The sequence below is a fragment of the Amycolatopsis bullii genome (genome assembly GCF_014654205.1).
GTDB lineage: Bacteria > Actinomycetota > Actinomycetes > Mycobacteriales > Pseudonocardiaceae > Amycolatopsis > Amycolatopsis plumensis.
The window spans coordinates 35860-61017 of the sequence record NZ_BNAW01000024.1 but is presented as its reverse complement, the minus strand read 5'-3'; the positions used below and the strand labels follow the sequence as shown (position 1 = coordinate 61017).

23 protein-coding genes are annotated in these 25158 nt (G+C 71.6%); 7 read left to right on the top strand and 16 right to left on the bottom strand.

Translation table 11 applies throughout. From position 1 onward, the window contains the following. Positions 1 to 27 precede the first annotated feature (27 nt). The 5 genes from IE317_RS24995 to IE317_RS24975 all read left to right on the top strand — a co-directional run bounded on the left by IE317_RS24995 (position 28) and on the right by IE317_RS24975 (position 8154). On the top strand, positions 28 to 2328 hold the full coding sequence (locus IE317_RS24995; protein WP_191313765.1) for a caspase, EACC1-associated type: 2301 nt from the start codon (positions 28 to 30) through the stop codon (positions 2326 to 2328). A 43-nt stretch (positions 2329 to 2371) separates the two neighbouring features. Then, positions 2372 to 3250: a S8 family peptidase gene (locus tag IE317_RS24990; protein ID WP_191313823.1), complete on the top strand. Its 879-nt coding sequence runs from the start codon at positions 2372 to 2374 to the stop codon at positions 3248 to 3250. A 318-nt stretch (positions 3251 to 3568) separates the two neighbouring features. Further along, positions 3569 to 3787 (top strand): hypothetical protein, encoded by a 219-nt coding sequence (locus IE317_RS24985; protein WP_191313764.1) that lies wholly within the window; start codon positions 3569 to 3571, stop codon positions 3785 to 3787. Positions 3788 to 3900: 113 nt separating this feature from the next. After that, complete coding sequence (locus IE317_RS24980; RefSeq protein WP_191313763.1) at positions 3901 to 7278, top strand: pyruvate carboxylase; 3378 nt, start codon at positions 3901 to 3903, stop codon at positions 7276 to 7278. 84 nt (positions 7279 to 7362) lie between these two features. Further along, positions 7363 to 8154 carry an arginase family protein gene (locus IE317_RS24975; RefSeq protein ID WP_191313762.1) on the top strand — a complete coding sequence of 264 codons (792 nt, stop codon included), beginning with the start codon at positions 7363 to 7365 and terminating at the stop codon, positions 8152 to 8154. Positions 8155 to 8174: 20 nt separating this feature from the next. On the opposite strand, the gene IE317_RS24970 is transcribed toward IE317_RS24975, so the two are convergent. After that, complete coding sequence (locus tag IE317_RS24970; protein WP_191313761.1) at positions 8175 to 8537, bottom strand: GntR family transcriptional regulator; 363 nt, start codon at positions 8535 to 8537, stop codon at positions 8175 to 8177. Then, positions 8534 to 9232, bottom strand: coding sequence for a hypothetical protein (locus IE317_RS24965; protein ID WP_191313760.1), 699 nt, complete (start codon positions 9230 to 9232; stop codon positions 8534 to 8536). Before IE317_RS24965 ends, IE317_RS24970 begins: the two co-directional genes overlap by 4 nt. Before the next feature lie 307 nt (positions 9233 to 9539). On the opposite strand from IE317_RS24965, the gene IE317_RS24960 reads away from it, so the two are divergent. Beyond that, on the top strand, positions 9540 to 10829 hold the full coding sequence (locus IE317_RS24960) for a PucR family transcriptional regulator (RefSeq protein WP_191313759.1): 1290 nt from the start codon (positions 9540 to 9542) through the stop codon (positions 10827 to 10829). Between the two features lie 59 nt (positions 10830 to 10888). Here the strand turns inward: IE317_RS24960 and IE317_RS24955 are convergent, their stop codons facing one another. The 4 genes from IE317_RS24955 to IE317_RS24940 form a co-directional block, all read right to left on the bottom strand. After that, positions 10889 to 11494: a DUF6801 domain-containing protein gene (locus tag IE317_RS24955; protein ID WP_229902901.1), complete on the bottom strand. Its 606-nt coding sequence runs from the start codon at positions 11492 to 11494 to the stop codon at positions 10889 to 10891. Between the two features lie 34 nt (positions 11495 to 11528). Next, a complete protein-coding gene (locus tag IE317_RS24950) occupies positions 11529 to 12110 on the bottom strand; it encodes a DUF6801 domain-containing protein (RefSeq protein ID WP_229902900.1) in 582 nt (193 codons plus the stop codon). Between the two features lie 19 nt (positions 12111 to 12129). Next, a complete protein-coding gene (locus IE317_RS24945) occupies positions 12130 to 13566 on the bottom strand; it encodes a DUF6801 domain-containing protein (protein WP_229902899.1) in 1437 nt (478 codons plus the stop codon). Between the two features lie 79 nt (positions 13567 to 13645). Continuing rightward, positions 13646 to 14284 carry a DUF6801 domain-containing protein gene (locus tag IE317_RS24940; RefSeq protein ID WP_191313758.1) on the bottom strand — a complete coding sequence of 213 codons (639 nt, stop codon included), beginning with the start codon at positions 14282 to 14284 and terminating at the stop codon, positions 13646 to 13648. A 423-nt stretch (positions 14285 to 14707) separates the two neighbouring features. On the opposite strand from IE317_RS24940, the gene IE317_RS24935 reads away from it, so the two are divergent. Further along, positions 14708 to 15604 carry an RCC1 domain-containing protein gene (locus IE317_RS24935; RefSeq protein ID WP_191313757.1) on the top strand — a complete coding sequence of 299 codons (897 nt, stop codon included), beginning with the start codon at positions 14708 to 14710 and terminating at the stop codon, positions 15602 to 15604. Positions 15605 to 15643: 39 nt separating this feature from the next. On the opposite strand, the gene IE317_RS24930 is transcribed toward IE317_RS24935, so the two are convergent. The 10 genes from IE317_RS24930 to IE317_RS24885 form a co-directional block, all read right to left on the bottom strand. Beyond that, entirely contained in the window at positions 15644 to 16288 is a 645-nt protein-coding gene (locus IE317_RS24930; protein WP_191313756.1) for a hypothetical protein, read from the bottom strand. A gap of 79 nt (positions 16289 to 16367) precedes the next feature. Then, positions 16368 to 17240: a hypothetical protein gene (locus IE317_RS24925; RefSeq protein WP_191313755.1), complete on the bottom strand. Its 873-nt coding sequence runs from the start codon at positions 17238 to 17240 to the stop codon at positions 16368 to 16370. Next, positions 17237 to 17740 carry a hypothetical protein gene (locus IE317_RS24920; RefSeq protein ID WP_191313754.1) on the bottom strand — a complete coding sequence of 168 codons (504 nt, stop codon included), beginning with the start codon at positions 17738 to 17740 and terminating at the stop codon, positions 17237 to 17239. Before IE317_RS24920 ends, IE317_RS24925 begins: the two co-directional genes overlap by 4 nt. Continuing rightward, positions 17728 to 18936 (bottom strand): MCE family protein, encoded by a 1209-nt coding sequence (locus tag IE317_RS24915; RefSeq protein WP_191313753.1) that lies wholly within the window; start codon positions 18934 to 18936, stop codon positions 17728 to 17730. The genes IE317_RS24920 and IE317_RS24915 overlap by 13 nt, the downstream gene beginning before the upstream one ends. After that, positions 18936 to 20015 carry an MCE family protein gene (locus IE317_RS24910; protein WP_191313752.1) on the bottom strand — a complete coding sequence of 360 codons (1080 nt, stop codon included), beginning with the start codon at positions 20013 to 20015 and terminating at the stop codon, positions 18936 to 18938. The genes IE317_RS24915 and IE317_RS24910 overlap by 1 nt, the downstream gene beginning before the upstream one ends. Then, positions 20012 to 21049, bottom strand: a complete 1038-nt coding sequence (locus tag IE317_RS24905) for an MCE family protein (RefSeq protein WP_191313751.1) — start codon at positions 21047 to 21049, stop codon at positions 20012 to 20014. Before IE317_RS24905 ends, IE317_RS24910 begins: the two co-directional genes overlap by 4 nt. Continuing rightward, positions 21046 to 22038, bottom strand: coding sequence for an MCE family protein (locus IE317_RS24900; protein ID WP_191313750.1), 993 nt, complete (start codon positions 22036 to 22038; stop codon positions 21046 to 21048). The genes IE317_RS24905 and IE317_RS24900 overlap by 4 nt, the downstream gene beginning before the upstream one ends. Beyond that, positions 22035 to 23039 (bottom strand): MCE family protein, encoded by a 1005-nt coding sequence (locus IE317_RS24895; protein ID WP_191313749.1) that lies wholly within the window; start codon positions 23037 to 23039, stop codon positions 22035 to 22037. Before IE317_RS24895 ends, IE317_RS24900 begins: the two co-directional genes overlap by 4 nt. Continuing rightward, positions 23036 to 24310 carry an MCE family protein gene (locus IE317_RS24890; RefSeq protein WP_191313748.1) on the bottom strand — a complete coding sequence of 425 codons (1275 nt, stop codon included), beginning with the start codon at positions 24308 to 24310 and terminating at the stop codon, positions 23036 to 23038. Before IE317_RS24890 ends, IE317_RS24895 begins: the two co-directional genes overlap by 4 nt. Then, complete coding sequence (locus IE317_RS24885; RefSeq protein WP_043780662.1) at positions 24307 to 25158, bottom strand: MlaE family ABC transporter permease; 852 nt, start codon at positions 25156 to 25158, stop codon at positions 24307 to 24309. Before IE317_RS24885 ends, IE317_RS24890 begins: the two co-directional genes overlap by 4 nt.

Sequence of the window (25158 nt, the reverse complement as noted above, 5' to 3'; positions counted from 1 at the left end):
CGCGCTGCACGGGCGTTTCCTACCAGTATGGCCGGGCGGAGGCGCGCGCTGATCGTCGCCAACGGCGAGTACGACAACGCGGGGCTGCAGCGGCTGGGCTCGCCCGCGGCGGACGCCGACGCCCTGGCCGGGGTGCTCGCCGACCGGGCGATCAGCGACTTCGCCGTGTCCGTCGTGCGGAACGAGACCGCGCACGTGGTGCAGGCGGAGATCGAGGACCTCTGTCTCGAGGGCAAACCCGACGACGTCCTGCTGCTGCACTTTTCTTGCCACGGTCTCAAGGACGACGCGGGCGGGCTGTACTTCGCCGCCCGCAACACGCGGCCGGACCGCCTGCGGTCGACGGCGGTGTCCGCGGAGTTCGTGCAGCAGTGCATCCGGCAGAGCCGCTCGCGCAGCATCGTCCTGCTGCTGGACTGCTGCTACGGCGGGGCGTTCAGCCAGGGCGTGGCGGTCCGGGCGTCGGGCGAGGCGAACGTGCTCGACAGCTTCCGCGGCGGCCGCGGCCGGGCGGTCATCACGGCGTCGAATTCGATCGAGTACGCGTTCGAGGGCGCGACGCTGGCCTCGGACGGGCCGGCCCAGCCGTCGGTGTTCACCGCGGCGCTGGTGGAGGGCCTGCGCACGGGCGAAGCGGACCGCGACGAGGACGGCTGGATCGCACTGGGCGAGCTGTACGAGTACTTGTTCGACCGGGTCCGCGAGCGCAACCCGAAGCAGACGCCGAGCCGCGACATCGAGATGCAGGGCGAGCTGTACCTGGCGAAGAGCCGGCGCCGTCGCATCAAGCCGTCCCCGATCCCCCCGGACCTGGCGGCGGCGATCGGGGCGGAGAACCCGTTCACCAGGCTGGGCGCGGTGGCGGAACTCCGGCGGCGGCTCTCGAGCGCGAATCTCCCGGTGGCGGTGGGGGCGTTCGAGGCCCTCCGCGCGATGGCATCGACGGACATCGAGCACGTGGCCGCGGCGGCAGCGGAGGCGATGTCGTCCGCGGTGGTGCGGGTGGACACGCCGTCGGTGCGCTTGTCGGCTGCGCCGGGCTCGTCGGCCTCGGCGTCGCTGCGGCCGCTGGGGCCGCCGGTGGCCAGGGAGGTGCGGTTCGAGGCGTCGCATTCGTGGATCGCGGTGAGCGAGGTCGCGGGCGGAGCTTCGCTTTCCGTGACGGCGGGGGAGGCGGGGGAGCGGCGCGGGAAGGTGGTGGTGAGCGGGCCGACCGGGGAGACGGTCGTGGCGGTGGAGATCGAGGCCCGGCCGGAGCCGGTGCCGGTGCCGGTGCCGGTCGAGAAGGGGCAGCCGGATCCGGCGCCGGGAGCGGATGTGGAGCCGGAGCCGGCCCGGGAGACCGGGCCGGAGGCGGCGGAACCCGGCCGGGCGACCGCCGACGCGGAATCCGGCCCCCGGCGCCGGCCTGCGCCGCAGCTGGTTCAGGGGCCCGGTCCGGCGGTGGCAGCCGAGCCGGTGAAGCCGCCCGCCACACCGGGACAGGCTGAGGAACCCGTGGCCGGTGCGGCTGAGCGCGGAGCCGCTGCTCCGGGTGGCCTGGCCGGGGCGGCCGCGATCGTCTCGATCATCGGGGCGCTCTTCGCCTTGTCCGGTCTGGCCATGCCCTACCGCTACGAGTACAGCCTCGCCGAGTACCGCCCCGGCATGCCGTTCTCCGTCGGGGTGGTCGCGGTGTGCGGTGCCCTCGCCGGTGTGGTGGCCCTCGCCCCGCGGGCGAGGGGACAAGCCGGTCCCGCGCTGCTGGCCGGTGTCGGTTTCGCGGCGCTGTTCGGTCTGCTGCGCTTCATCGGCGAGCTGATCACCCTCTCGTCGTCCGGTTCGGAGACCGATCTGCAGGCGGGCTTCGTCGTCGAAATGATCGCTCATGGCGGGCTGGTGACCGCCGGTGTGCTCGCCGTGGTGGCGTCGGCCCGTGACCCGCGCGTCCCGTTCGGGTTCGGCAAGAGGCCGGGCTGGGAGGCGTGGGCAGCGATCGCGCTCGGCGTCGTCGTCGCCACCGGCTTCCTCCTCCAGCTGTCCGAGCTGACGGAGTACGACTCCAGCCTGGGCGGGCGGGCGGCGGCCTACTTCCGCCTCGGCGCGGTGCTCTTCGTCGCCCTGCCGGCGTTCGCCGCGGTGCTGCGCCCGCGCCGGGTCGCCGCGGTGGTACTGGCCGCCGGGACCGCCGGGCTGTCGGGAGTGCTCGCACCGACGTTCGGCGCCATCGAGGAGTACGGCTCCAAGACCTCCCTGGGGCAGGCGATGGTGGTGGCCGCCCTCGTCCTGCTGGTGCTCGACGCCGTGGTGCTCGCCGTGCGGAATCAGCCGAACGGGCGACGGCCCTGAGTTGTCGTTCGGGACGCGCAGGGGTACCACGACGATCATGAGGATGCTTCTCGCGGCCGTCGCCGCGCTCGCCGTCTCCGGCGGTGGGGTGCAGCCCGATCCGCCCAGCTGGGGGCTCGACCGGATCGACCAGCGGACCGGCCTCGACCACGCCTACCACTACGCGAGTGACGGCTCGGGCGTCACGATCTACGTGATCGACAGCGGCGTCGACGCGAAGCACCCCGACTTCCAGGGCCGCGTCGCACCCGGGCGCGACTTCCTCAACGGCGGTTCCGACACCTCGGACCTGAACGGCCACGGCACCCGCCTCGCGGGCATCGCCGCGGGCAAGGACTACGGCGTGGCGAAGGGCGCGCAGATCGTGCCGGTGCGGGTGCTCGACAAGGACGGCGGCGGCACGACCGACCAGATCATCGCGGGAATCGACTGGGTCGCGCAGAACGCCCAGCAGCCCGCGGTCGCCCTCCTCGGCATCGGCGGGGCGCCGAACGACCAGCTCGACTCGGCGGTTCGGCGGCTGGCGACGGTGGTGCCGATCGCGGTGCCGGCGGGCAGCGAGTCGGCCGACGCGAGCGGTTTCTCGCCGGGCCGCGTGCCGGAGGCGCTGACGGTCGCGGCCTCCGACGCCCAGGACCGTCCCGACAAGACGTCGAACTCGGGGCAGGAGGTCGACCTGTACGCGCCGGGCGCCGACATCCCGGCCCCGATCGCGGGCGGAACGGGCGCGGGCCCGGAGTCGGGGACGTCGATGGCGGCGGCCTTCGCGGCCGGGGTGGCGGCGTTGTACCGGGCCCGGCACCCGGAGGACACGCCGGCGCAGGTCGACGACGCCCTGGTCCGCGCCGCGACGCCGGACGTGCTCAAGGGCGTTCCGGACGGGACGGCGAACCGGTTGCTCTATGCGCCGCCGGGAGGGTGAGCTGCGGGTTGTCCACAATGTCGGCGGGGTGTGGGCAAGTGGTCTGATCTGCGGCTTTTCCGGATTCTGTGTCCAGCGGGTCCGATAGGCTGAAGACGGGGACGGTCCCCCTGGGAGGGTGGGCGATGCTCGGAAGCCGTCGGTATGCGGGGGCACGGCGCGTGAGCGGCGGCAGACCGTTTCCGCGCCGGGCAAGTTTTGGGCACCCGAGCCGGGACAAGGTCGCGTTGCTCGAGGACGTCCGCACCTCCGGTTGCTCTGCCCGCCGTCTGGCGGCCGGGGCCGGACTCCGGGAAGCTGGTCCGGAGGAGGTGCGCCGTGCCCGGGTTCCCGTTCGACCGCCGGAAGCCTTCGTTCGACCTGGCCGAACTGGTCGGCCGGACGACCGAGGACGCCAGGGAGCGCTGCGAGCGCGACGGCTTCCTGGTGCAGGTCGTGGACCTCGAACGGAACCCGTGGGTCACCCTGGAGCTCAAGCCGAACCGCATCCGGCTGACCGTGCGCCGAGGTGTCGTCGAGGACTGCCACCAGGGGTGACCACTGAACCTCCTGGTCCGCATGATGTCCATCACCCGGGACTGAACTCCCGCAGAGCGGGAAGAACCGGGTAACGTGCGTTGACTTACCGATCCAAGAGGGAAGGACCGGGCATGTTCCGCAAGGTTCTGGTGGCCAACCGCGGGGAGATCGCGATCCGGGCGTTCCGCGCCGGCTACGAACTCGGTGCCGGCACGGTTGCCGTGTTTCCGCACGAAGACCGCAACTCGCTGCACCGGCTGAAGGCCGACGAGGCGTACGAGATCGGCGAACCCGGTCACCCCGTGCGCGCCTACCTCTCGGTCGACGAGATCGTCGCCGCCGCCAAGAAGGCGAAAGCCGATGCCGTCTACCCCGGCTACGGCTTCCTCTCCGAGAACCCCGATCTCGCGCGCGCGTGCGAGGAAGCGGGCATCACCTTCGTCGGGCCGAGCGCCGACATTCTCGAACTGACCGGTAACAAGGCTCGCGCGGTCAAGGCCGCGCGCGAGGCCGGCGTGCCCGTGCTGGGGTCGTCCGAGCCCTCCAGTGACATCGACGCGCTGGTCGCCGCGGCCGAAGACCTCGGCTTCCCGGTCTTCGTCAAGGCCGTCGCCGGGGGTGGCGGGCGCGGGATGCGCCGGGTCGAGGACCCCGCCCTACTGCGCGAGTCCATCGAGGCCGCCGCGCGCGAGGCCGAGTCCGCCTTCGGCGATCCCACCGTCTTCCTGGAGAAGGCCGTCGTCGAGCCGCGGCACATCGAGGTGCAGATCCTCGCCGACGGCGCCGGCAACGTCATCCACCTCTACGAGCGCGACTGCTCGGTGCAGCGGCGCCACCAGAAGGTCGTCGAGCTCGCTCCGGCGCCGAACCTCGACCCCGAGCTGCGCGACCGCATCTGCGCGGACGCCGTCAAGTTCGCCCGCCAGATCGGCTACCGCAACGCCGGCACCGTCGAGTTCCTGCTCGACAAGCAGGGCAAGCACGTCTTCATCGAGATGAACCCGCGCATCCAGGTCGAGCACACGGTCACCGAAGAGGTCACCGACGTCGACCTCGTGCAGTCGCAGCTGCGGATCGCCTCCGGCGAGACCCTCGACGACCTCGGCCTGAGCCAGGACAAGATCTACCTGCGCGGCGCCGCCCTGCAGTGCCGCATCACCACCGAGGACCCGGCCAACGGCTTCCGCCCGGACACCGGGATGATCTCCGCCTACCGCTCGCCGGGCGGCTCGGGCATCCGGCTCGACGGCGGCACCGCCTTCTCCGGCACCGAGATCAGCGCCCACTTCGACTCGCTGCTGGTCAAGCTCACCTGCCGCGGCCGCGACTTCAAGACCGCCGTCGGCCGCGCGCGCCGCGCCGTCGCCGAGTTCCGGATCCGCGGGGTCGCCACGAACATCCCGTTCCTGCAGGCCGTCCTCGACGACCCGGACTTCCGCGCCGGCCGCGTCACGACGTCGTTCATCGAAGAACGTCCGCACCTGCTCACCGCGCGCACCTCCGCCGACCGCGGCACGAAGCTGCTGACCTACCTCGCCGACCAGACGGTCAACAAGCCGCACGGCGAGCGCCCGAAGACGCCGGACGCCACGCTCAAGCTGCCGAAGCTCCCGAAGGACGCCCAGCCGGCGCCGGGCTCCAAGCAGAAGCTCGTCGAGCTGGGCCCGGCCGGGTTCGCGCGCTGGCTGCGGGAGTCGCCGCACATCGGCGTCACCGACACGACGTTCCGCGACGCCCACCAGTCGCTGCTCGCCACCCGCGTCCGGTCGAAGGACCTCCTCGCCGTGGCGCCGGTCGTCGCGAACACGCTGCCGGAGCTGCTGTCGCTGGAGTGCTGGGGCGGCGCCACCTACGACGTCGCGCTGCGGTTCCTCGCCGAGGACCCGTGGGAGCGGCTGGCCGCGCTGCGCGAGGCCGTGCCCAACATCTGCCTGCAGATGCTGCTGCGCGGGCGCAACACCGTCGGGTACACGCCGTACCCCACCGAGGTGACCACCGCCTTCGTCGAGGAGGCCACGAAGACCGGCATCGACATCTTCCGGATCTTCGACGCGCTCAACGACGTCGAGCAGATGCGCCCGGCCATCGAAGCCGTGCGCGAGACCGGGTCCGCCGTCGCCGAGGTGGCGCTCTGCTACACCTCGGACCTGTCCGACCCGGGCGAGAAGCTCTACACGCTCGACTACTACCTCAAGCTGGCCGAGCAGATCGTCGGCGCCGGGGCGCACGTCCTGGCGATCAAAGACATGGCCGGGCTGCTGCGCGCGCCCGCGGCGACCAAGCTGGTCACCGCGCTGCGCAAGGAGTTCGACCTGCCGGTGCACATCCACACCCACGACACCGCGGGCGGCCAGCTGGCCACCTACCTCGCGGCGATCAACGCGGGCGCGGACGCCGTCGACGGCGCGGTCTCGTCGATGGCGGGCACGACGTCGCAGCCGTCGCTGTCGTCGATCGTGGCGGCCACCGACCACTCCGCGCGCACCACGGGTCTGGACCTGCGGGCGATCGGTGACCTGGAGCCGTACTGGGAGAGCGTGCGCAAGATCTACGCGCCTTTCGAGGCCGGGCTCGCGTCGCCGACCGGGCGCGTCTACGACCACGAGATCCCCGGCGGGCAGCTGTCGAACCTGCGCACCCAGGCCATCGCGCTGGGACTGGGCGACCGGTTCGAGGACATCGAGGCGATGTACGCCGCCGCGGACAAGATCCTCGGCCACCTGGTGAAGGTGACGCCGTCGTCGAAGGTCGTCGGCGACCTCGCGCTGCACCTGGTCGGCGCGGGCGTCTCGCCGGCCGACTTCGAGGCCGAGCCGAACAAGTTCGACATCCCCGACTCGGTGATCGGCTTCCTGCGCGGCGAGCTGGGCGACCCGCCCGGTGGCTGGCCGGAGCCGTTCCGCACCAAGGCCCTGGAGGGCCGCGCGGCCGCGAAGCCCGTCGTCGAACTGTCCGAAGAGGATCGGGCCGCGCTGGCGGCGGAACCGCGCCGGACGCTGAACCGGCTGCTGTTCCCCGGGCCGACGAAGGAGTTCGAGGCGCACCGCGAGGCCTACGGCGACACCTCGGTGCTGGCCAGCAAGGACTTCTTCTACGGGCTGCGCCCGGGGGAGGAGTACCCGGTCGACCTCGAGCCGGGCGTGCGGCTGCTCATCGAGCTGGAGGCCATCGGCGAGGCCGACGAGCGCGGCGTCCGCACGGTGATGTCGACGCTGAACGGCCAGCTGCGCCCGATCCAGATCCGCGACCGCTCGATCGCCTCGGACGTCCCGGCGACGGAGAAGGCCGAGAAGGGCAACCCGAAGCAGATCGCGGCGCCGTTCGCGGGGGTGGTGACGTTGCAGGTCGCCGAGGGCGACACGGTCGAGGCCGGCGCGACGGTCGCGACGATCGAGGCGATGAAGATGGAGGCCTCGATCACCGCGTCCACCGGCGGCAAGGTGGCCAGGCGGGCGATCACTGCGGTGCAGCAGGTCGAAGGCGGCGACCTCCTGCTGGTCCTCGAGTGAGACGGCAGTGAATGACTCATTCCTGGCGCCGGACGCCAGGAATGAGTCATTCACCGCGTTGCGGTGAGCGGATACGCTCGGCGGATGCTGATCAACGCGGTACCGCAACGACAGGGCGCGGTGGGGCCGCGCGCGGCGGAGCTGCCGGACGGCTGCCTGGCGCTCGCGGAGCTGGCCGGGCACGTGCTCGGCCGGCCCGTCCACCACGTCCGGCAGACGCGCGCGGTGTCCGAAGTGGACCGTGGGATCGCCTCGCGCGCCGTCCTCACCGGCGAGAACCGGGCGGCCCAGCTGGCCGCCCTCGAGGCCCCGGGCGGCCCGGTCCTGACGGTCGGCGGCGACTGCGGTGTCGAGCTGATCCCGATCGGGGTCGCGCGGTTCCGGCGCGGGCCCGGCCTGGGCGTGGCGTGGTTCGACGCCCACCCGGACCTCAACACGGCGGAGTCGTCGCCGTCGGGGGCGTTCCACGGGATGGTGCTGCGCTCGCTGCTCGGCGACGGCGACCCGGAGTTCGCGGCTTCGCCGGCCTTGGAGCCCGGCCGGGTGCTCCTCGCCGGGACGCGCGTGTTCGACCCGGAGGAAGAGGCCGCGGTTTCGCGCGGCCTGGCGGTGACCTCCGCCGACGCTTGGGCGAGTGTGGAGAAGCTGTACGTGCACGTGGACCTCGACGTGCTGGACCCCGGCGAGTTCGCGGGGCTCAACTACCCGGAACCGGACGGCTGGACGATCGAGCGGCTGGTGTCCGAGCTGGACGCGCTGGCCCGGTTCGAGGTCGTCGGCGCGGGGATCACGGAGTGCGTGGGCACGCCTCGCGAAGTCGAGGTCCTGGAGCCCGTCCTGGCCGCGCTGGGCCGGCTGCTCGTGAGTGGCAAGTAGGGTTCCAACCGCTTCACCACTCACGAGCGGTAGGCCGCGCGGACGGCGTCCAGGGTGGTGGCCAGGTCGGCGCCGAGGTCGCGGGCCTGGGCCGTGAACTCCGCGGCCGCCGCGGCCAGCAGGGCCTCGCGGTCCGGGCGGTCCGACGGGACCGTCACCACCGTGCCGCGCGCCCGGGCCGTCGCCACCCAGCCCGCCGCCTCCAGCTCGCGGTACGCGCGGGCCACCGTGCCCGAGGCCAGGCCCAAGTCCCGTGCCAGCTGGCGGATCGGCGGCAGCCGGGTGCCCTCCGGCAGCGCTCCCGCCGTCACCGCCCGGATCACCTGGTCGTGCACCTGCCGCCACGGCGGCACCCCGTTCTCGGTGTCGACGACGATCTTCACGCCGCCGCCGGCAGCCGTTTCGCCGGGGCCGTCACCGCCAGGAACGCCGCCAGGCCGGCCACGACCGCCAGGAACGAGACGAAGTCGCCCGCCGGCCAGCCGACCGACGTGCACGCGCCGATGCCCAGGCCGACCGCCACCCGCGCACTGCGGCAGCGCAGCGCCAGGTCGGCGCGCGGGGCACCGACCGGCGGACGGCGCACCGCCAGCAGCGTGATCGCCGCGCTGACCAGAACCGTGCCCGCGGCCACCGCCAGCAGCTTCCACTGCGCCGTGAGGCCCAGGTGCAGCAGCGATCCCGCGGCCGCCAGCCCGCCCAGCACCAGGATCCACGCCGGGACGACGCCCAGCAGCGTCCGCGGCGCCAGCTCGGCCTCGCGGCGCGGGCCGCGGGACGGGCGCTGCGCCAGCAGCTCGGCGATCAGGGCGCCCAGCAGCAGCGTGGCGAGGATCGAGCCCATTCCGCCGTTGTCGAGCAGCGGCGGGATCGCGAGGAACAGCCACGGGTACCAGAGCCGGCGCCGCTTGAGGTAGCGGACGGCCAGCGCGACTTCCCCGGCGTCGGGGTCGGCGACGCCCCAGCGGGTGAGCAAGCGCTTTCCGTGCTTCTCGGCCGGCCAGAGCACGATCAGGATCGCCAGGCCGAACAGGCCCATGACGGCCGCGACCCAGAACAGGTTGTCGAGCTGCAGCATCGCCGCTCCTCTCGCTTGTATCAACCACACGATACAAGATCCGGGCGTAACCGCAGCGCGGGCCGGTCGTTGGAGGTTCGCCCGTTCGTACGCACGTGAAGGTGCAGTCGGCGGGACACTTGTCAGCTGATCGCAGCCTGACCTCGTGAAATTGTCACCGAGATGACAAGAAATCGGTTTTCCTTCACGGGGGTGACACGTTTGGCGTTAGTTTTTCGATGTGTCGGTTGTCACCCGGCAACAGGTTCGGGTGCCCGGCCGCGGGGTGCCCGCGGCCGGAGTCCCGGGGCGGAGCGAAGGAGCTGCGATGTCGGTGGAGCGCGGATTCGATCAGGCTGCGCCGCCGCCGACCGCCGCACTGCCGCGCAAGCTGGCCGACATCCTGCGGCCCGAGCTCGCCAGCCTCGCTGCTGAAATCGTCGAAGAAATCCGCGCGACCATCCCGGCGTACGCGCGTCCGCTCGACGGGCCCTACGGCAAGTCGATCCGGGCCGGCGTCGAATACGCGATCACGCTGTTCGTCGCGCAGATCGCCGACCCGACGGTGTCGAAGGAACAGTCCCACGAGGTGCACCACCGGCTGGGGCAGAACGAAATGCGCGAAGGCCGCAGCCTCGACACGCTGCAGTCGGCCTACCGCGTCGGCGCGCGCGTGTCGTGGCGTCGCATCATGCGCGTCGGGCGGCGCAGCGGCCTCTCGTCGGCGGTGATGTCCCAGCTGGCCGACGCCATGCTGGCGTTCATGGACGAGCTCGCCTCCGTCGCGCTCGACGGCTACCTGGAGGCGAAGGCGCGCACGGCGGGCGCGCTGGACACCTGGCGCCGCAAGCTGCTCCACCTGATCCTCGAGACGCCGCCGGCGTCCCCGAAGGCGATTGCCGAGCTGGCCCAGCTGATCGGCTGGCCGGTGCCGTCCGACGCGACCCCGGTGGCGATCTGCCCGGCCAGCGGCGTCGCCCCGGCCCGCCGGCACGCCGGGCTGGACGCGGACGTCCTCGCCGAGCTCGACACGCCGGACCCGAAGCTGGTCGTCCCGGGCGAGCTGAGCGGCCCCCGCCTGGCGGCGCTGCAGGTGGCGCTGCCGGACTGCCGCCTGGCGATCGGCCCGTGCGTCCCGCTCGCTTCGGTCGCGGATTCTCTGCGCTGGGCCCGGAATTCGCTGCAGCTGGCCGAGCGCGGCGTGCTGGCGGTGCGTCCGGTGCTGCGCGCGGAGGAGCACCTGGCGACGTTGCTGGTCAATTCCGACACGGGGCTGGTCGGCACGCTGCGGCACCGCCTGTTCGCGCCGCTTGCGGAGATGACGGGCAAGCAGCAGGAGCGGCTCCTGGAGACGCTGCGGGCGTGGCTGGACAGCCAGGGCAACGTGGTGGAGATCGCCGAGCGCCTGGGCGTCCACCCGCAGACGGTCCGCTACCGCATGCGCCAGCTCCAGGCGACGTTCGGCGAGAGCCTGAAGGACCCGGCGGCGCGGTTCGAGATGGAGCTGGCGCTGCGGGCCGGGGCGGCTCCGCTGCCGTTGCGGTACCCGGTGAGCGAGCTGCTTCCGTCGCCGCGGTCGGGCGGGTCGCGTCCACAGTGGACTTCGCAGCAGCCGTGACCCCCCGGGAGCGGCCGGTGACCCTGCCGCCGGAGCGGACTTCGCGAGAGCCCGTCAGGTCACCAAGATCGACGGGCTGAACGCCGGGTTCTGTGGCGGGTCGTCACCTTGATGGTGCAGGTCATCGTCCACGGGTTCCACACCCCGTCCGCCTTCCGGTGCACCTCGAAGGTGAAGGTGGCCGTGGTGGTGACCTTGACCGTGGCCGAGCCGGGTGCGCCCGCGGTCAGTGACGGCACCGCCGCACCCGGCCCCTGCTCGAACAGCACCTCGAAGGCGCCACCGGCGGGGAAGATCTGCTCGGGAACGGTCAGCCCGGTGACCGACGGCCCGGAAAGCGTCGCGCCGGTCGCCGCCAGGCCCAGGTCGACGTGGCCGCGGAAGCCGTCGTAGCCGTAGGCGGTCAAGATCGCGTGCGGACCCGCTTCGAACCGCACGCCGCCACGCACGCCGGCCGGTGTGATCGTGGTGCCCGAGGCGACGGAATCCGGGGCGTCGAACCGGGTGGTCATGGTCCCGGGTTGCGGGGTGACCCCCGGGAGCAGGGTGCAGGCGTTGAGCACGGGCCCGGTCTGGTACGTGACGGTCGCGGCGGAGGCCGGGGCGGCCACGGCGACCGCCATCGCGGCGGCGCACGAAACCGTGGTGAGGACGCGCAGGATCATCCGACTCCCCTTCGAATTGTCCACAATGGATGTTTCAGCTGATCACCATGTCGGGCTGGAACGCACGGTTCTGCGCCGGGCTGGTCACCTTCAGCGTGCAGCTCGTCGACCAGGTGACCCAGGTCCCAGTGGACGCCCGGTGGAACTCGAGCGGCTCGGAAAGGCCAGGGCCCATCGAGAAGCCGATCGTGCCCGCCGCGCCGGCGGTGAACGTCTGGACCGGCCCGGCCACCGTGATCGTGATCGGGCCCGTCGTGCCGATGGGCATGTCGAGGAAGCTGCCGCTGATCGTGCCGATGTCCGGAGTCGCGTTCGAGACGCCGAACGTCCCCGCCAGCGAGCCGCGGACCGCGTCGTAGCCGGCGCTTCGCAGAAATGCGCGCACGGTGCTCGGGATGACCTGGGTCGCGGAGGGAATCACCGTGAACGGCTGCCCGGGGTGAGGATCGGTGACGTCCAACTCGGCGGTCAGCGTCGTGGGTTGCGGTGGCATGCCGGGAAACGTGCAGGTGTAGGTCAGCGTGCCGGTCTGCGGTGTCACCGTCGCCGCGGCTGCCGTTTCCGTCGCCGTGCCCGCGACGAGCAACGCTGCCGCGAGCGCCGTTCCGATCCTCATGATTCCCCCTCTGTGCGGTTTACCTCGGTTTCGCGGCCGCCTTCTTCGCCGCAGCCGGTGAGGCCTGCGAGCCCTGTGAGGGCGGGAGGGTGTCGGGCGGACACTGGGTGTGGTCGGGCTCCATGCACCCGTTCAGGTTGTAGGTGTCGATGAAGGCCTGGTTGCCCGTGCCCGAGCTCATGCCGGAGAGCAGCGGGGTCAGGTCCTGGCCGCCGGAGCCGCAGTCGCGGAATTCGGGCAGTTCGAAGTCCTCGTCCTTGATGTGGCCGGTGGTGAAGGGGTCGTAGTGACCGCTGACCTCGAGCTTGATGAAATCCTTCGTCACGCAATCGGGGCCGACGTCGACCGGGACGCCGTTGATCTTGACGTTGCTCACCCGGCCCATCACGTTCAGCTTGGTGCTCAGCCAGATCTCGCCGTCGTCGCCGGTGTACAGCCCGCCGCCGATTTCGATCATCTTGCTGTTGAGGTAGTCCTCCGGCAGGAACTCGACGGTCGCGGACACCGGCACGAACCCGAAGGCGAGGAACGTCGTGGTCGTCGGCTTGAACACCGCCGACCCGGAAACCCGGGACCCGCCGGTGTCGAGGTCCACCGAGAAGAACCCGTTGATCAGGAGGGCGGGGTCGGACACGACGTTCGCGCCCAGCTTCTTGATGGTCGACTTCGTGAAGACGGTGATGAGGCCGAGCGGCACGGTGTATTCGTTCGCGGGCGGTGGGTCCTCCTCCAGCGCGGCCGCCGCACCGGGCGCGGCCTTCTGCTCGGGACCCGGCGTCGCCGTCGGCTGGACGAGGACCGTGCCCAGCGTCGCCTGCTGATCGGGGTCGAGGGTGCACGCGATCGGCGGCGCCGGCGGGGCGGCGGTGGGCGTGGCGGGCGCGTCGGGGGTGGCAGCCGGGTCGGGCGCCGGGACGGCGGTCAGCGCGAGCGTCGGCGCGGTGACGTCGAAGACGACGGCCCCGATGGTGTTGATCGCGATCTCCGGCACGTCGCCGGTGGCGGTGAGGGTGACGTCGCCGGTTTCCGGCAGGGGCGTCGGCGCCACGGTGAGGGGGACCGGGATCTTGTCCGAGCGGTCGCCTTGGTGCACCGTGAGGTCGAGCTGCACCGCACCCTGCACCGAGCCGGCGGTGGCGCCGGCGGGCAGGAGCGCCAGGGCGACGTCGCGGGGGAGGCTCAACTGCGCCGAGTACCGGCCGATCGTCGCCGAAGTGCCCGACTTCGCCTGGCTGGGCAGGGACGCCGACGTGGTGACGGTGAGCTTGCGCGAGCCGAGCGGATCGGCGAAGGGACAGGTCACCGAGACCGACGCCGTCGCCGTCTTCTCCGGCGGGGCCGCGGGAGCGGGGGCGGCCGAACCGACCCCGGTCAGTGCGCCGTTCGCCGCGGACAGCAGGCCGGCGGCCGCCAGCGCGGTCACCGTGACGGAGCGGGGCCGGACTCGACGGGGCATCGGTTTCCCTGGTGTGTTCGGAAGCGGAGACCGGAGATCCCGGTGCGGGCCCGGCGAGGGGCCCGCACCGGGAACCGGGTCAGGAGACGGTGATGCTCGGGCTGAACGCGGTGTTCTGCGCCGGGTTGGTGACCTTCAGGGTGCAGTTCATCGTCCACGGCGTCCAGGTGTTGTTCGACTTCTTGTGGAACTCGAGCGACGCCGTGACCGTGTTGCCCATCGACAGCGTGTCCGTGCCCGCCGTCGCCGGAGCGGTGTAGGTCGGGATGGTGGAGGTCGCGACCTGCGAGATGTTCACCGTGATCGGGCCGCCGGCCGGGTAGATGACCTCCGGGATCTCCAGCCCGGTGGCCGCCGGCTGCGACAGGGTGCCCGACGCCGCCGTCACCGGCACCGTGGCGGTCCCGCGGATGCCGTCGTAGCCGACCGCGGTGAGCAGCGCGTGGACACCGGCGCTGATCGTCGCGGAGCCGCCCACGTTGGCCGGGGTGAGGGTGCCGCCGGCCGCGACCGAGTCCTCGGCGTCCAGGTGCGACGTGACGAGGACCGGCTGCGGCGAGACGCCGGGGAAGGTGCAGGTGTAGGTCAGGGGCGTGGTGCCACCGGCGGTGTAGGTGACCGTGGCGGCGGCCGCGGTGCCGGCGGTCAGCACCGCGATGGCGCCGACGGCGGTAGCGGTGGTCGCGATTCCGGCGGACAGCCTGCTGAGTCGGGACATACCCATCTCCTTTGATTCAGTACAGTCTCGGCTTTGGCTGATCGATTGCTCGCCGTCGTGGCTCTGTCGATCACGTTCGCCCGCCCCCATTGCCCCGAGCGGCGGGACGTGAATTCACCGACGTGCGAGGTGGAGGTCCATCTGCCGGGAATGAGGCTACTCGCGGGTTCAGTACGGAACAAGACTTTGTGGCATCGTCAGCCCACTGCGCCGGAGTGGTTCGGTTTTCTTGTTCGCACCCGCGCAGGACCGGCGGTGGTTTCATCGGATCTTGACAAAGAACCACCGCGTGGCCGAACCGCGTTCAGAACGGTCTACCATTCACGATCTTGCCGAAGCAATCCGGGATAACGAAACGGGAGAAAGGAGACTACCGTGCCACTTGCTTCACGTTGTGAACGGGTATCGCTCAGGGGAGCCGCATTGACGGTCTCGGCGGCGCTGGCCCTGTCGCTCTGCGCGTCGCCGGCGTCCGCGGCCACCGTGGGCGGGGTGATCGGCTGGGGAAAGCCGGACTTCGGCGTCACCGTTCCCCCGGCGGAGGCGCTGACCGGCGTCACCGCCGTGTCCGCGGGCACCACGACCGTGCTCGCGTTGAAGGGCGGGACCGTCCTCGCGTGGGGCGCGAACAACTGGGGCGCCAACGAAGTGCCCGCGGCGGCGTTGTCCGGGGTCGGCCAGATCGCGTCGGGCTGGGGACACGAGCTCGCGCTCAAGAACGGCGCGGTACTGGCCTGGGGCAACGACTGGTACGGCCAGACCGACCTGCCCGCCTCGGTGACCAGCGGTGTCACGGCGATCGCGACGTCCTACATGCACAGCCTGGCCCTCAAGCAGAACGGTCAGGTGGTGAGCTGGGGCACCCGGACCGACGTGCCGGCGGCCGCGCAGTCCGGCGTGACCGCGATCGCCGCCGGCGGCGACCACAACCTGGCGATCAAGAACGGCGGCGTGCTGGCGTGGGGCAGCAACGTCTACGGGCAGGCGGCCGTGCCGTCGGCCCTGTCGTCGGGGGTCACCGCGGTGTCCGCCGGGTTCCAGCACAGCATCGCCCTGAAGGACGGCCGCGTCTACGCGTGGGGCCGCAACAACTACGGCCAGGCGACCGTCCCCGATGCGGCGTTGTCGGACGTCGTGGGCATCGATGCCGGGGCCAACCACAACCTGGCCTTCAAGGCCAACGGCGACATCATCGCGTGGGGTTCGAACGTCGTCGGCGAGACCTTCCCGGACCCGCTCCCGTGCGGGCCGGTCTTCGCGGTCTCGGCCGGGGACAGCGACAGCTTCGGGCTGAAGGAAGATCCCACCGCGCCGTGCTGAGCGGGCGGGTGGCGGGCGGTGCGCCCGCCACCCGGTGGGTCAGCTCGTGGCGTTGGGGGTCAGGGTGAGGTTGATCTTGTTGCCCGGCCCCGAAACCATCGCTCCGAGGGCGATGTCGGCGATCCAGCAGTTGGTGAACTCCGGGATCGTGTAGTCGGCCGAGACGTTGATCGGCGAGAAGATGTCGATGTCCTTGGCCACCAGGTTCAGCTCGATCGGGGTCTTCGTCTTGCAGGCGCTCGGCACCGTGGGCAGCGGGATGACCGGCGCGAGCAGACCGACCCAGATGTTGCTGATCTCCATGTTGGCCTTGGCGTGCGTGGTCAGCGTGGCGTCGGCCAGGGTGCCGGTGGCCGGGCCGAGCGGGACCACCTTCACCGTCGCCTTGATCCGGAACAGGCCGGAAACCAGCGAGATGTTCGCCTGGGACGGCGGGAGGCTCAGGTCCGCGCTCAGGCCGACCTCGCCGGTCTCGTCGTTGACGAGCAGGTTGCCGGCCAGGGTGCCGGGGCCGAGGTTCATGGTGCTGCCGGTCTTCTTCACCACCGTGTTGCCGGTCACCGCGAAGGAGACCGGGAACGGGATGACCTCGGCCGACGCCGGGGTCGCGGTGACCACGGTCATCGCCACGGTCGCCGCCGACGTGAGCACGGCCAGTCTCTTCAGCTTCGTTGCCACGGACATGGTTGTCCTCCTTGTGCGTTTTCCGGCCGTTTCCGGGTGCTCCCGGAAACGGTGACGTGCGGTACTGCGGCGGACCGGGTCAGCGGGGTTCGAGCTCGGTGATGACCCAGCCGCCCGTGGTGTGCTCCGCGGTCACGGAAAGCTGCGCCGCGGCCGTGTCGGTCGCATTGTTGTCGGCCCGGACGGCTGATTGATCGAGAAAGACGAGTAACCGCGCGTGACCATTCTTCAGTTCCTGGACGGCGATGGCGGAAACGCGCGAAGAGAGTACGAGTTTCTGCTCCGGCGCCTTGCGCCGGACTTCGGCGAAGAGCTTGTCGTAGGAATCCTTGGCCGGCCCGCGCAGCACGGCGGCCGCGGCCTTTTCGGTGACGTCGGTCCGGTCGTAGGAATAGGAGAAGATCCGGTTGACGGCGAGGGTGACGGCGGAGGTGACGTCGGCGGTGCCGGCGACATCGGTGAGCGCGAGGTTCGCGGCGGCGGGATCGGCCGCGGCGGAGCGGGCTTCGAGGGTGAACCAGACACCGGCCCCGGTGAGGACGAGGGTGGCGGCGAGGAGGAGGACGGGAAGGCGGCGCCAGACGGGCTGGGCCCTGGCGGGAGCGGCTTCGGGCTCGGCCGCTTCCTCCTCGGCGGCGGGCGCGGAGTCTGTGGTGGTGCTGCCGGTCTCGGCGGTGGAGGCGGCTTCGGTTGGCGGGGCTGCGCCGCTGCCTTGGGCCTTGGCCGGGTCGGTTTCGGCGGCTTCGGGCTCGGCCGCTTCCTCCTCGGCGGTGGGCGCGGAGTCGGTGGTCGGGTTCTCGGCGGGGGCGGCGGCTTCGGTCGGCGCGGCCCCGCCGCCTTCGGCGCTCGGCTGGGCCGCAGTGGCGTCGGCCTCGCCGGCGGGAGCGGCAGATTCGGTGGTGGTCTCGGCTTCGGGCGGCTCCACCGGCGTCACCGTCTTCGCGCGGCTCATCGGGCACCCACCGGCAGCTGGTCCAGCGCGCTCAGCTTCCACCCGTCCGGCGTCCGGCTCAGCGCCGCCGCGAAACGGTTGCGCTTGACCGCCGGGGCCGTTCCCTGCTTGGCCATCGTGATCTCCACCGAGGCCAGCATCTTCGCCGTGCCCGCGTGCTCGTCCAGCTCGCTCAGGGCCGCGTCCACCACGCGGCCCGTCGCCACCGTGGCGTTGGCTGCCAGGGTCTTCTTCGTGGTCTCGTCCGTGCGGGCCAGCTGGTCGTGCAGCGGGCCCGTCGAGGCCGCCAGCCACTTGCCCAGGCCGCCGTTCACGTCGTGGTAGTCCAGCGTGTTCAGCTCGGCCACCAGCGTGCGGCCGGTGGTCAGTGCCTCGTCGCGGGCCGCCCCGTACGTCACCGAAGTCGCGTGGGCCGCCGAGTACCACGAGTACCCCGACCAGCCGGCGAACACGGCCGCCGCCGCGGTCACGGCCACCGACGCGAGTTTCACCGCAGCCACAGCATCTCCTCGAGGCTCGTCGCCGTCGCCTGCGTGCCGAGCCCGAGCGGGCCGGTCAGCCCGCCCGGCGGCACCGGGGACGGCACCGGCGGGTGCGACCCGTTCTGCGAGCCGCGCACCGAGCTCGGGTTCCCGTACGGGAGCGTGCAGGCCGCGTCGGTGTTGAACGGCATCGGCGAGAGGTCGTTGCTCGGCCGGTCCGGCGTCTTCTCGTAGCCCTGGCGGCAGGGCGGTGGGTCGTTGAAGTTCAGCACCAGCCCCATCCGCAGCTGGTCGCCCCGGTCGTTCAACGCCGACCCGACCGTCGCGACCGCGCGCGGCACGTCCGCCAGCAGCTGCTCCTCCGCCGCGGTACGGGTGCCGAACACCCGGGCCGTCGTCAGCAGGTTGGCCAGCAGGATCGGCAGGCCGGGGTCGTTCTCCTTCAGCAGGCCACCGAGCTCCGACGCCGCCGGCGGGGCGGCCGCGATCAGCCGCCGCAGGTCGCCGTCCGAGGCGGCCAGCTGCTGGGCGAAGGTGCGGGCGTTGCTGCTGAACGAACGCCACTCCCCGGCGGAGTCGACCTGGGTCCGCAGCACCGTGGCGCCGTCGCCGATCAGCTTCGACGTCTGCGGCAGGTGGCTGCTCGCCTCCTGGGTGAACGTCGTCGCCGAGTCCATCAGTGTCTGCAGGTCCGGGCCCGCGCCGCGCAGGGCGTCGTCGAGCTCGTTCACCACCGTGCGCAGGTCCTGGGTCGGCACCGACGCGGTGAACGAGTCCAGGTCGGTCAGCAGGCTGTTGACCGGCAGCGGCAGCGTCGTCGACTCGCGCCGGATCACCGAGTTGCCGTCGAGGTAGGGCGCGTCGGCCGTACGTGGCTGCAGGTCGACGTACTGCTCGCCGACCGCCGAGCGGTTCGCCACCACGGCCCGCGAGTCGGCCGGGATGGGCGGGGCCGCGTCGTCGATCAGCAGGTCCGCCTCCATCCCGGTGACGGTGAGCCGCAGCTCGCCGACCCGGCCGACGGCGACGCCGCGGTAGGTGACCTCGCCGTTGGTGAACAGCCCGCCGCCTTCGGCGAGTTCGAGCTTCACCGTGTAGCTGCCGGACCCGAACAGCCGGCCCAGCCCGGCGTAGTTCGCGCCGACGAACGCCGTCGTGGCCAGCGCGATCACGACGAATAGGACGACCTGGACGCGCACTCTGGTGCTCAGCATCAGCGGCCTCCGGAGGGAGCCGGGGCCGAGCTGCTCGGGAACGTCGGCAGGCCCGGCGGGACACCCTCGCCGAGCGGGGGCAGCGGCACGCCGGGTGCCGGGATCATCGAGACGAAGGCGTTGACGTAGTCGCCCTTCACCGCGTTCAGCGCCGAGTCCGGGAACGGGAACGTCGGCAGCATCTGCAGCGACTGCGGCAGGTTCTCCCCGGCCGCGGCCAGCTGCTCGAGGATCGGCGCCAGCGCCCGCAGGTCGGCCACCATGTCGGCGCGGCTGCGGTCGACGACGTCGGTGGCGACCGTGCCGAGCCGGTCCAGCGACTGCAGCATCGAGACGAGCTGCGTGCGCTGCTCGGTGAGTGTCTTCAGCCCGGGCGTCAGATCGGTCAGCGCGCCGGAGATCTGCTCGTGGCGGTCGGCGAGGGTGGCCGACAGCCGGTTCAGCCCGTCGAGCGCCGCGGTGATGTCCGAGCGGTGGGCGTCCAGGTCGGTCATCAGGGTGTTCACCCCGGAGAGGAACGACCGGATCTGGTCTTCGTTGCCGTCCATCACCTTCGACAGTTCACGGTTGATCGTCTGCAGCTGCCCGATCCCGCCGCCGTTGAGCAGCAGGGAAAGGGCGCCGAAGATCTCTTCGAACTCGGGGTTGCGGTTGGTGCGGTCCAGGGTGATCGTGGCGCCGTTCGCCAGCCGGCCGTTCCCGGAAGCGTTCTGCGCTTCGCCGTCCGGGGGAGCCAGCTCGACGAACTTCTCGCCGAGCAGGCTGGACTGGCGCAGCCGCGCGACCGCGTTGGCGGGCAGCACGACGTCGCCGTTGACCTCCAGCACGGTTTCGGCCGTCCAGCCGTCCCCGCCCAGCCGGACTTCGCGCACCCGGCCGACCGGGACGTCCCCGACCTTCACCGCGGCCTGCGGCACCAGGTCGAGCACGTCGGCGAACTGCACGGTCACCGAGTACGGGTGGTCGCCGACGTCGGCACCGCCCGGCAGCGGCAGGTCGTAGACGCCCTTGAACTCCCCGGACGAGCAGCCCGCCAGTGTCAGGCAGCCGACGGCGAAGACGGCGAGCACGCGCTTCATCGCCCGCCTCCATTCGTGTAAGTGTCGCCGGTGACCGGCAACGGCAGCGGCGGCTGGAGGTAGTAGTCGAAGTTGCCGCGGCCCAGCAGCCGCCCGGTGGCCGGGTCGACCGCGTTGAGCACGTTCGACACCGCCAGCGGCGCGACGTCGAGCGTTTCGGCCAGCGACGCGCGCTGCTCGACGAGGGTCCGCGTGGTCGTCACCAGGTTGTCGACATTGGCCTTGAGGGCGCCGCGGTTGTCTCGGATGAACGCCTGGACGTCGCCGAGCGCGCGGCCGAGGCCGTCGAGGGCCTGCGCCAGCTCGCCGCTGTTGGCCGCGAGGGTGCCGGAGATCTCGGCCAGCTGCCGGTTCACGGTGCTCACCTGGCTGTCGTTGGTGGCCAGCATGGTGGTGAACCGCTGCAGCTCGTCGACCGTGCCGAACAGGTCGCCCGAGTTGCCGGCCAGCGTGCGGGCCAGCTGGGCGAAGTTGCGGACGCTGTCGTTGAACGCGCGGCCGTTGCCCTGCAGGGTCTGCGCGCCGGTCTTCAGCAGGTCCGACAGCGCGCCCTGGGAGTTGGCGCCGTCCGGGCCCAGGGCCTTCGAGATCGTGTCGAGGCTGGCGTAGAGCTGGTCGAGCTCCACCGGGGTGGCCGTCCGCTGGACCGGGATCGTCGCGCCGTCCGGCAGCCGGGGCCCGCCGCGGGCGGGCTTGGCGAACTGCAGGTAACGGTCGGCGACGACGCTCGGGGCGATCACCAGGAGCGTGGTGTCCTCGGCGACGCCGACCGAGCCGTCGACGCTCAGGTCCACCTGCACCTGCTCGCCGTGCGGGGTGACCTTGTCGACCTGGCCGATCCGGACGCCGAGCACGCGGACGTCCGAGCCGGGGTAGACGCCGACCGCGCGCGTGAAGAACGCCGTGACGTGGTGCTGCCCGGAGCCGGAGAACACCCACCACAGCGCCGCCGACACGACGAGGGCGAGCAGCAGGGCGGCGGCGACGAACCGGCTCGCCAGTACGCCGGCGCGGGTGGTGGTCAGCGCGCTCACTTCGCTCCTCCCGGGTTCTTCGGCGGGGTGCAGGGGTCGTGGTTTTCGGGCAGCAGCCCGCACAGGTAGGCGTCGATCCAGCGGCCGTTGCCCGCCGCGTTGTCGAGCACCCGGAAGTACGGGCCGGCCAGCTGCAGGCCCTTGCTCAGGTTGTCGTTCTGCCGCTTGAGCAGGTCCGTGACCTGGTTGAGCGACTGCAGGGCCGGCTTGAGCGCGTCGTTGTTGTCCTGCACCAGCCCGCTGAGCTGGCCGGCCAGCCGCGCCGAGCCGTCCAGCAGGTCGCGGATCGCGTCGCGGCGGCTGTTGAGCTCGGTGAGCAGCAGGTTGCCGTCGCCGATCAGCTTCTCGAAGTCGTCGTTCGAGTTCGCCAGCGTCGTGGTCAGCTTCCGCGCGTTGGCCAGCAGTTCGGCGAGTTCGCCGTCCCGGCTGGAGACCGTCTTGGACAGCTGGGACAGCCCGTCGAGCGCGCTGCGGACGTGCTCGGGGGAGTTGCGGAAGGTGTCCGACAACGTGGTGAAGCTGTCCGCGAGCTGCTTGGTGTCGATCGCGCCCACGGTGTCGGCGAGGCCGTTGAAGGCGTCGGTGACGTCGTAGGGCGTGACCGTCCGGGTCCGCGGGATCGGCCGCCCGGGGTCCTGGACGTCGTCGCCGGTGGGGTTCAGCGCGAGGAACTTGCGGCCCAGCAACGTCTTGATCTTGATCTCGGCGGAGGTGCGGTCGCCGACCCAGGCGTTCTTGACCCGGAAGGAGATCAGGACGTGGTCGTCGGCCAGCGCGACCGAGCGGACCTCGCCGACCTTGATGCCGGCGATCCGGACCTCGTCGTCGGGCTGCAGGCCGGCGGCCTCGGAGAACTCGGCCTCGTAGGTGGTGCCGCCGCCGACGATCGGCAGGTTGTCGTAGTTGAGCGTGAGGGTGAGCAGCGCGGCCAGGCCGATGCTGCCCACGACGCCGAGGGCGATCGGGTTGCGTTCCTTGAAGGACTTCACGAGCCGCACCTCGCCGTCTGCGTCAGCACACCCCGCGGCGGCGCCGCTTCGAGCGTGGCGCGGCAGAGGAAGAAGTTCATCCACGATCCGTAGGAGGCGGTCCGGCCGATTTCGTTGAACTTCACCGGCAGGTTGGTCAGGAAGCTGTCCACATCGGACTGGTTCTGGGCCAGCGTGCCCGCGACCTCCCGCAGGCCGGCGATGCTGTCCTTCAGCGGCGGGCGGGCCTGCTCGAACAACCCGGCGGTGGACTCGGTCAGCGCGCCGATCCCGCTGATGGCGTCGCCGATCGCGGCGCGGTCGCCGGCCAGCCCGGACACCAGCTGCCGCAGGGTGGACACCAGGTTCGCCAGCGCGTCGCCCTTGCCGTTGACCGTGTTCAGGACCGTGTTGAGGTTCCCGATCACCTCGCCGATCACCTTGTCGCGCGAGGCGAGGGTGGTGGTCAGCGAACCGGTGTGCTGCAGCAGGCTCTCGACGGTGCCGCCTTCGCCCTGCAGCACCTGGACGAGCTCGCCGGAGAGCTCGTTGACGTCGTTCGGGGACAGGGCCTGGAACAGCGGCTTGAACCCGTTGAACAGGTCGGTGAGGTCGAGCGCGGGGGTCGTGCGGTCCAGCGGGATCTCGGCGCCCTGCGGCAACTGCTCCCGGGTGCCGGTGTTCCCGCGTTCCAGGGCGACGTACCGCTGGCCGACCATGTTGCGGTACTTGATGACCGCGTGGACGTCGGCGGGCAGCCGGCGGCCCTGGTCGAGGGAGAACCCGACCACCGCCCGGTTGCGGTCGCCGATCTCCAGCGATTCGACCTGGCCGACGCGGACCCCGGAGATGCGCACGTCGTCGCCGACGTTGAGCGAAGTCGCGTCGAGGAACTTGGCCGTGTAGCGCTCGGTGGCACCGACACCGGAGTTCGTGATGGAGATGGCCAGCAGGGTCGTGGCCAGCGCCGTGACGGCGATGAAGACGAGGCTCTTGATCAGCGGGGCGGCGATGTTCCTCACTTGAGCGTCACCTCCGTGCCGCGGTAGAGCGGGCCGACGAGCACGCTGCTCCAGGCCGGGACCTCGGCCGTCGGCACCCCGATCGACGGGGCGACCAAACTGGACAGCAGCTGCTGCTCCTGCGGCGAGTTCGCGAGCCCGAGGTCACCCTGGCCGCCGGTGAGCAGCGGGTGCCCGGTGGTGCCGGGAGCCGCCGCGGCGGTGCCGACCGTCGGGGAGACGCCGGAGGGGTAGCACCGCGGCTCGCCGCCGCCGGTGAAGCGCGGGTCGTCCCGGCCGGGCAGGTACTTGCCGCTGTCGGGGACGACCGCGACCTCGGCGTGGAAGCCCGGTTCCTTCGTGCCCGCGCCGAGCACCTTGTCCATGGATTTCCTCAGTGCGTTGAGGGAGCCGATCGTGCAGGCGAAGCTGGGGGAGTACTTCGCCGCGATCTCCAGCGGCGCGCGGCTGTCGGCGGCCAGGGAGATGAGGTTGTCCCGGTTGGTGGCCAGGAACGCGGCGACCTCCTGGGACGACGACGTCACCTGCTGGTAGACCCCGCCCAGGTCGGCCTGCTTCTCCTTGACCGTGTTGAGCGTGACGGCGGAGGCGGTGAGCGCGTCCAGCAGGTCGGGCGCGATGTCGCCGTAGAGCCGGGAAACCTTCGCCAGGTCCTGCAGGTCCGAGGTCAGCTGCGGGACGTCGGGGTTGAACTCCTTCAGGTAGTCCGCGGCGGTGCCGATGGTCTTCCCGAGCTGCTCGCCGCGTCCCTCCAAGGCGGTCGAGACCGCGGTCAGCGTCGTCGCCAGCTTTTGCGGCTGGACCGCCTGCAGGACCGGCAGCAGGTTGTCGAAGACCCGTTCCAGCTCGACCGCGTTCGCCGACCGGTCCTGCTCGATGACGTCGCCGGCGACCAGGTGCGGGGCCCGCTCGCCGTCCGGGATGGACAGCTGGACGTACCGCTCGCCGAACAGCGTCTTCGGCACGAGCAGCGCGGAGACGTTGCGGGGCAGCATGTCCACCTTGCCCGGCTCGAGAGCAAGCGCTATCTCGGCGCCCTGCGGCGTCGCCCGGACGTCGCGGATCTCGCCGACGAGCACGCCACGGGCCTTGACCTGACCGCCCGGGGAGAGCTGGTTGCCGATCCGGCTCGCCTTGAGCGTCACCGGGACCGTGGTGACGAAGTCCTTGTCGTAGACCTTGATCGACAGCGTCACCAGCACGCCCATCACCACGAGGAACAGCACGCCCGCGGTGCGGACCCCGGCCTTGCGGCGGGTTTCGCGTCTCATCCGGCCACCTGCACGGTCGTCGTCGCGCCCCAGATCGCCAGGGACAGGAAGAAGTCGAGGACGCTGATCGCGACGATCGCGGTGCGCACCGCGCGGCCCACCGCGACCCCGACGCCGGCCGGGCCGCCGCTCGCGCGGAAGCCGTAGTAGCAGTGGGCCAGGACCACCACGACGCTGAACACCAGGACCTTCCCGAACGACCACAGCACGTCGCCGGGGGGCAGGAACAGCAGGAAGTAGTGGTCGTAGGTGCCGGCGGACTGGCCGAAGAACCACACGGTGACCTGCCGCGAAGCGAGGTAGCTCGACAGCAGCCCGATCGCGTAGAGCGGGATGACGGCGAGGAAGCCGGCGATCACCCGGGTCGTCACCAGGTACGGGACGCTGGGGATGCCCATGACTTCGAGGGCGTCGATCTCTTCGGAAATCCGCATCGCGCCGAGCTGCGCGGTGAAGCCGCAGCCGACCGTGGCACTCAGGGCGAGACCGGAGACGAGCGGCGCGATTTCGCGGGTGTTGAAGTAGGCGGAGACGAACCCGGCGAACGCCGAGGTCCCGACCTGGTTCAGCGCGGAGTAGCCCTGGAGGCCGACGACCGTGCCGGTGGCCACGGTCATCCCGATCATCACGCCGATCGTGCCGCCGATGACGGCCAGCGCGCCGCTGCCGAAGCTGACCTCGGCCAGCAGGCGGACGACCTCGCGCAGGTAGCGGTGCAGGGCCCGCGGGGTCCAGGCGATCGCGCGGAGGAAGAAGAGGATCTGGTCGCCGAGGGTGTCGAGGAAGCCGAACCGGCGGTCGACGGCCTCGCGTACTCGCGCGGCTCTCGGGAGGTCCGTGGTCGTCAC

Excerpts from the sequence above, each read along its gene's own strand:
- IE317_RS24890 (WP_191313748.1), bottom strand. The coding sequence starts at position 24,310 with ATGAGACGCGAAACCCGCCGCAAGGCCGGGGTCCGCACCGCGGGCGTG.
- IE317_RS24925 (WP_191313755.1), bottom strand. The coding sequence starts at position 17,240 with ATGAGCCGCGCGAAGACGGTGACGCCGGTGGAGCCGCCCGAAGCCGAG.
- IE317_RS24960 (WP_191313759.1), top strand. The coding sequence starts at position 9,540 with ATGTCGGTGGAGCGCGGATTCGATCAGGCTGCGCCGCCGCCGACCGCC.
- IE317_RS24990 (WP_191313823.1), top strand. The coding sequence starts at position 2,372 with ATGCTTCTCGCGGCCGTCGCCGCGCTCGCCGTCTCCGGCGGTGGGGTG.
- IE317_RS24915 (WP_191313753.1), bottom strand. The coding sequence starts at position 18,936 with ATGCTGAGCACCAGAGTGCGCGTCCAGGTCGTCCTATTCGTCGTGATC.
- IE317_RS24940 (WP_191313758.1), bottom strand. The coding sequence starts at position 14,284 with ATGTCCCGACTCAGCAGGCTGTCCGCCGGAATCGCGACCACCGCTACC.
- IE317_RS24975 (WP_191313762.1), top strand. The coding sequence starts at position 7,363 with ATGCTGATCAACGCGGTACCGCAACGACAGGGCGCGGTGGGGCCGCGC.
- IE317_RS24930 (WP_191313756.1), bottom strand. The coding sequence starts at position 16,288 with ATGTCCGTGGCAACGAAGCTGAAGAGACTGGCCGTGCTCACGTCGGCG.
- IE317_RS24910 (WP_191313752.1), bottom strand. The coding sequence starts at position 20,015 with ATGAAGCGCGTGCTCGCCGTCTTCGCCGTCGGCTGCCTGACACTGGCG.
- IE317_RS24980 (WP_191313763.1), top strand. The coding sequence starts at position 3,901 with ATGTTCCGCAAGGTTCTGGTGGCCAACCGCGGGGAGATCGCGATCCGG.
- IE317_RS24950 (WP_229902900.1), bottom strand. The coding sequence starts at position 12,110 with ATGAGGATCGGAACGGCGCTCGCGGCAGCGTTGCTCGTCGCGGGCACG.
- IE317_RS24965 (WP_191313760.1), bottom strand. The coding sequence starts at position 9,232 with ATGCTGCAGCTCGACAACCTGTTCTGGGTCGCGGCCGTCATGGGCCTG.
- IE317_RS24945 (WP_229902899.1), bottom strand. The coding sequence starts at position 13,566 with ATGCCCCGTCGAGTCCGGCCCCGCTCCGTCACGGTGACCGCGCTGGCG.
- IE317_RS24995 (WP_191313765.1), top strand. The coding sequence starts at position 28 with ATGGCCGGGCGGAGGCGCGCGCTGATCGTCGCCAACGGCGAGTACGAC.
- IE317_RS24955 (WP_229902901.1), bottom strand. The coding sequence starts at position 11,494 with ATGATCCTGCGCGTCCTCACCACGGTTTCGTGCGCCGCCGCGATGGCG.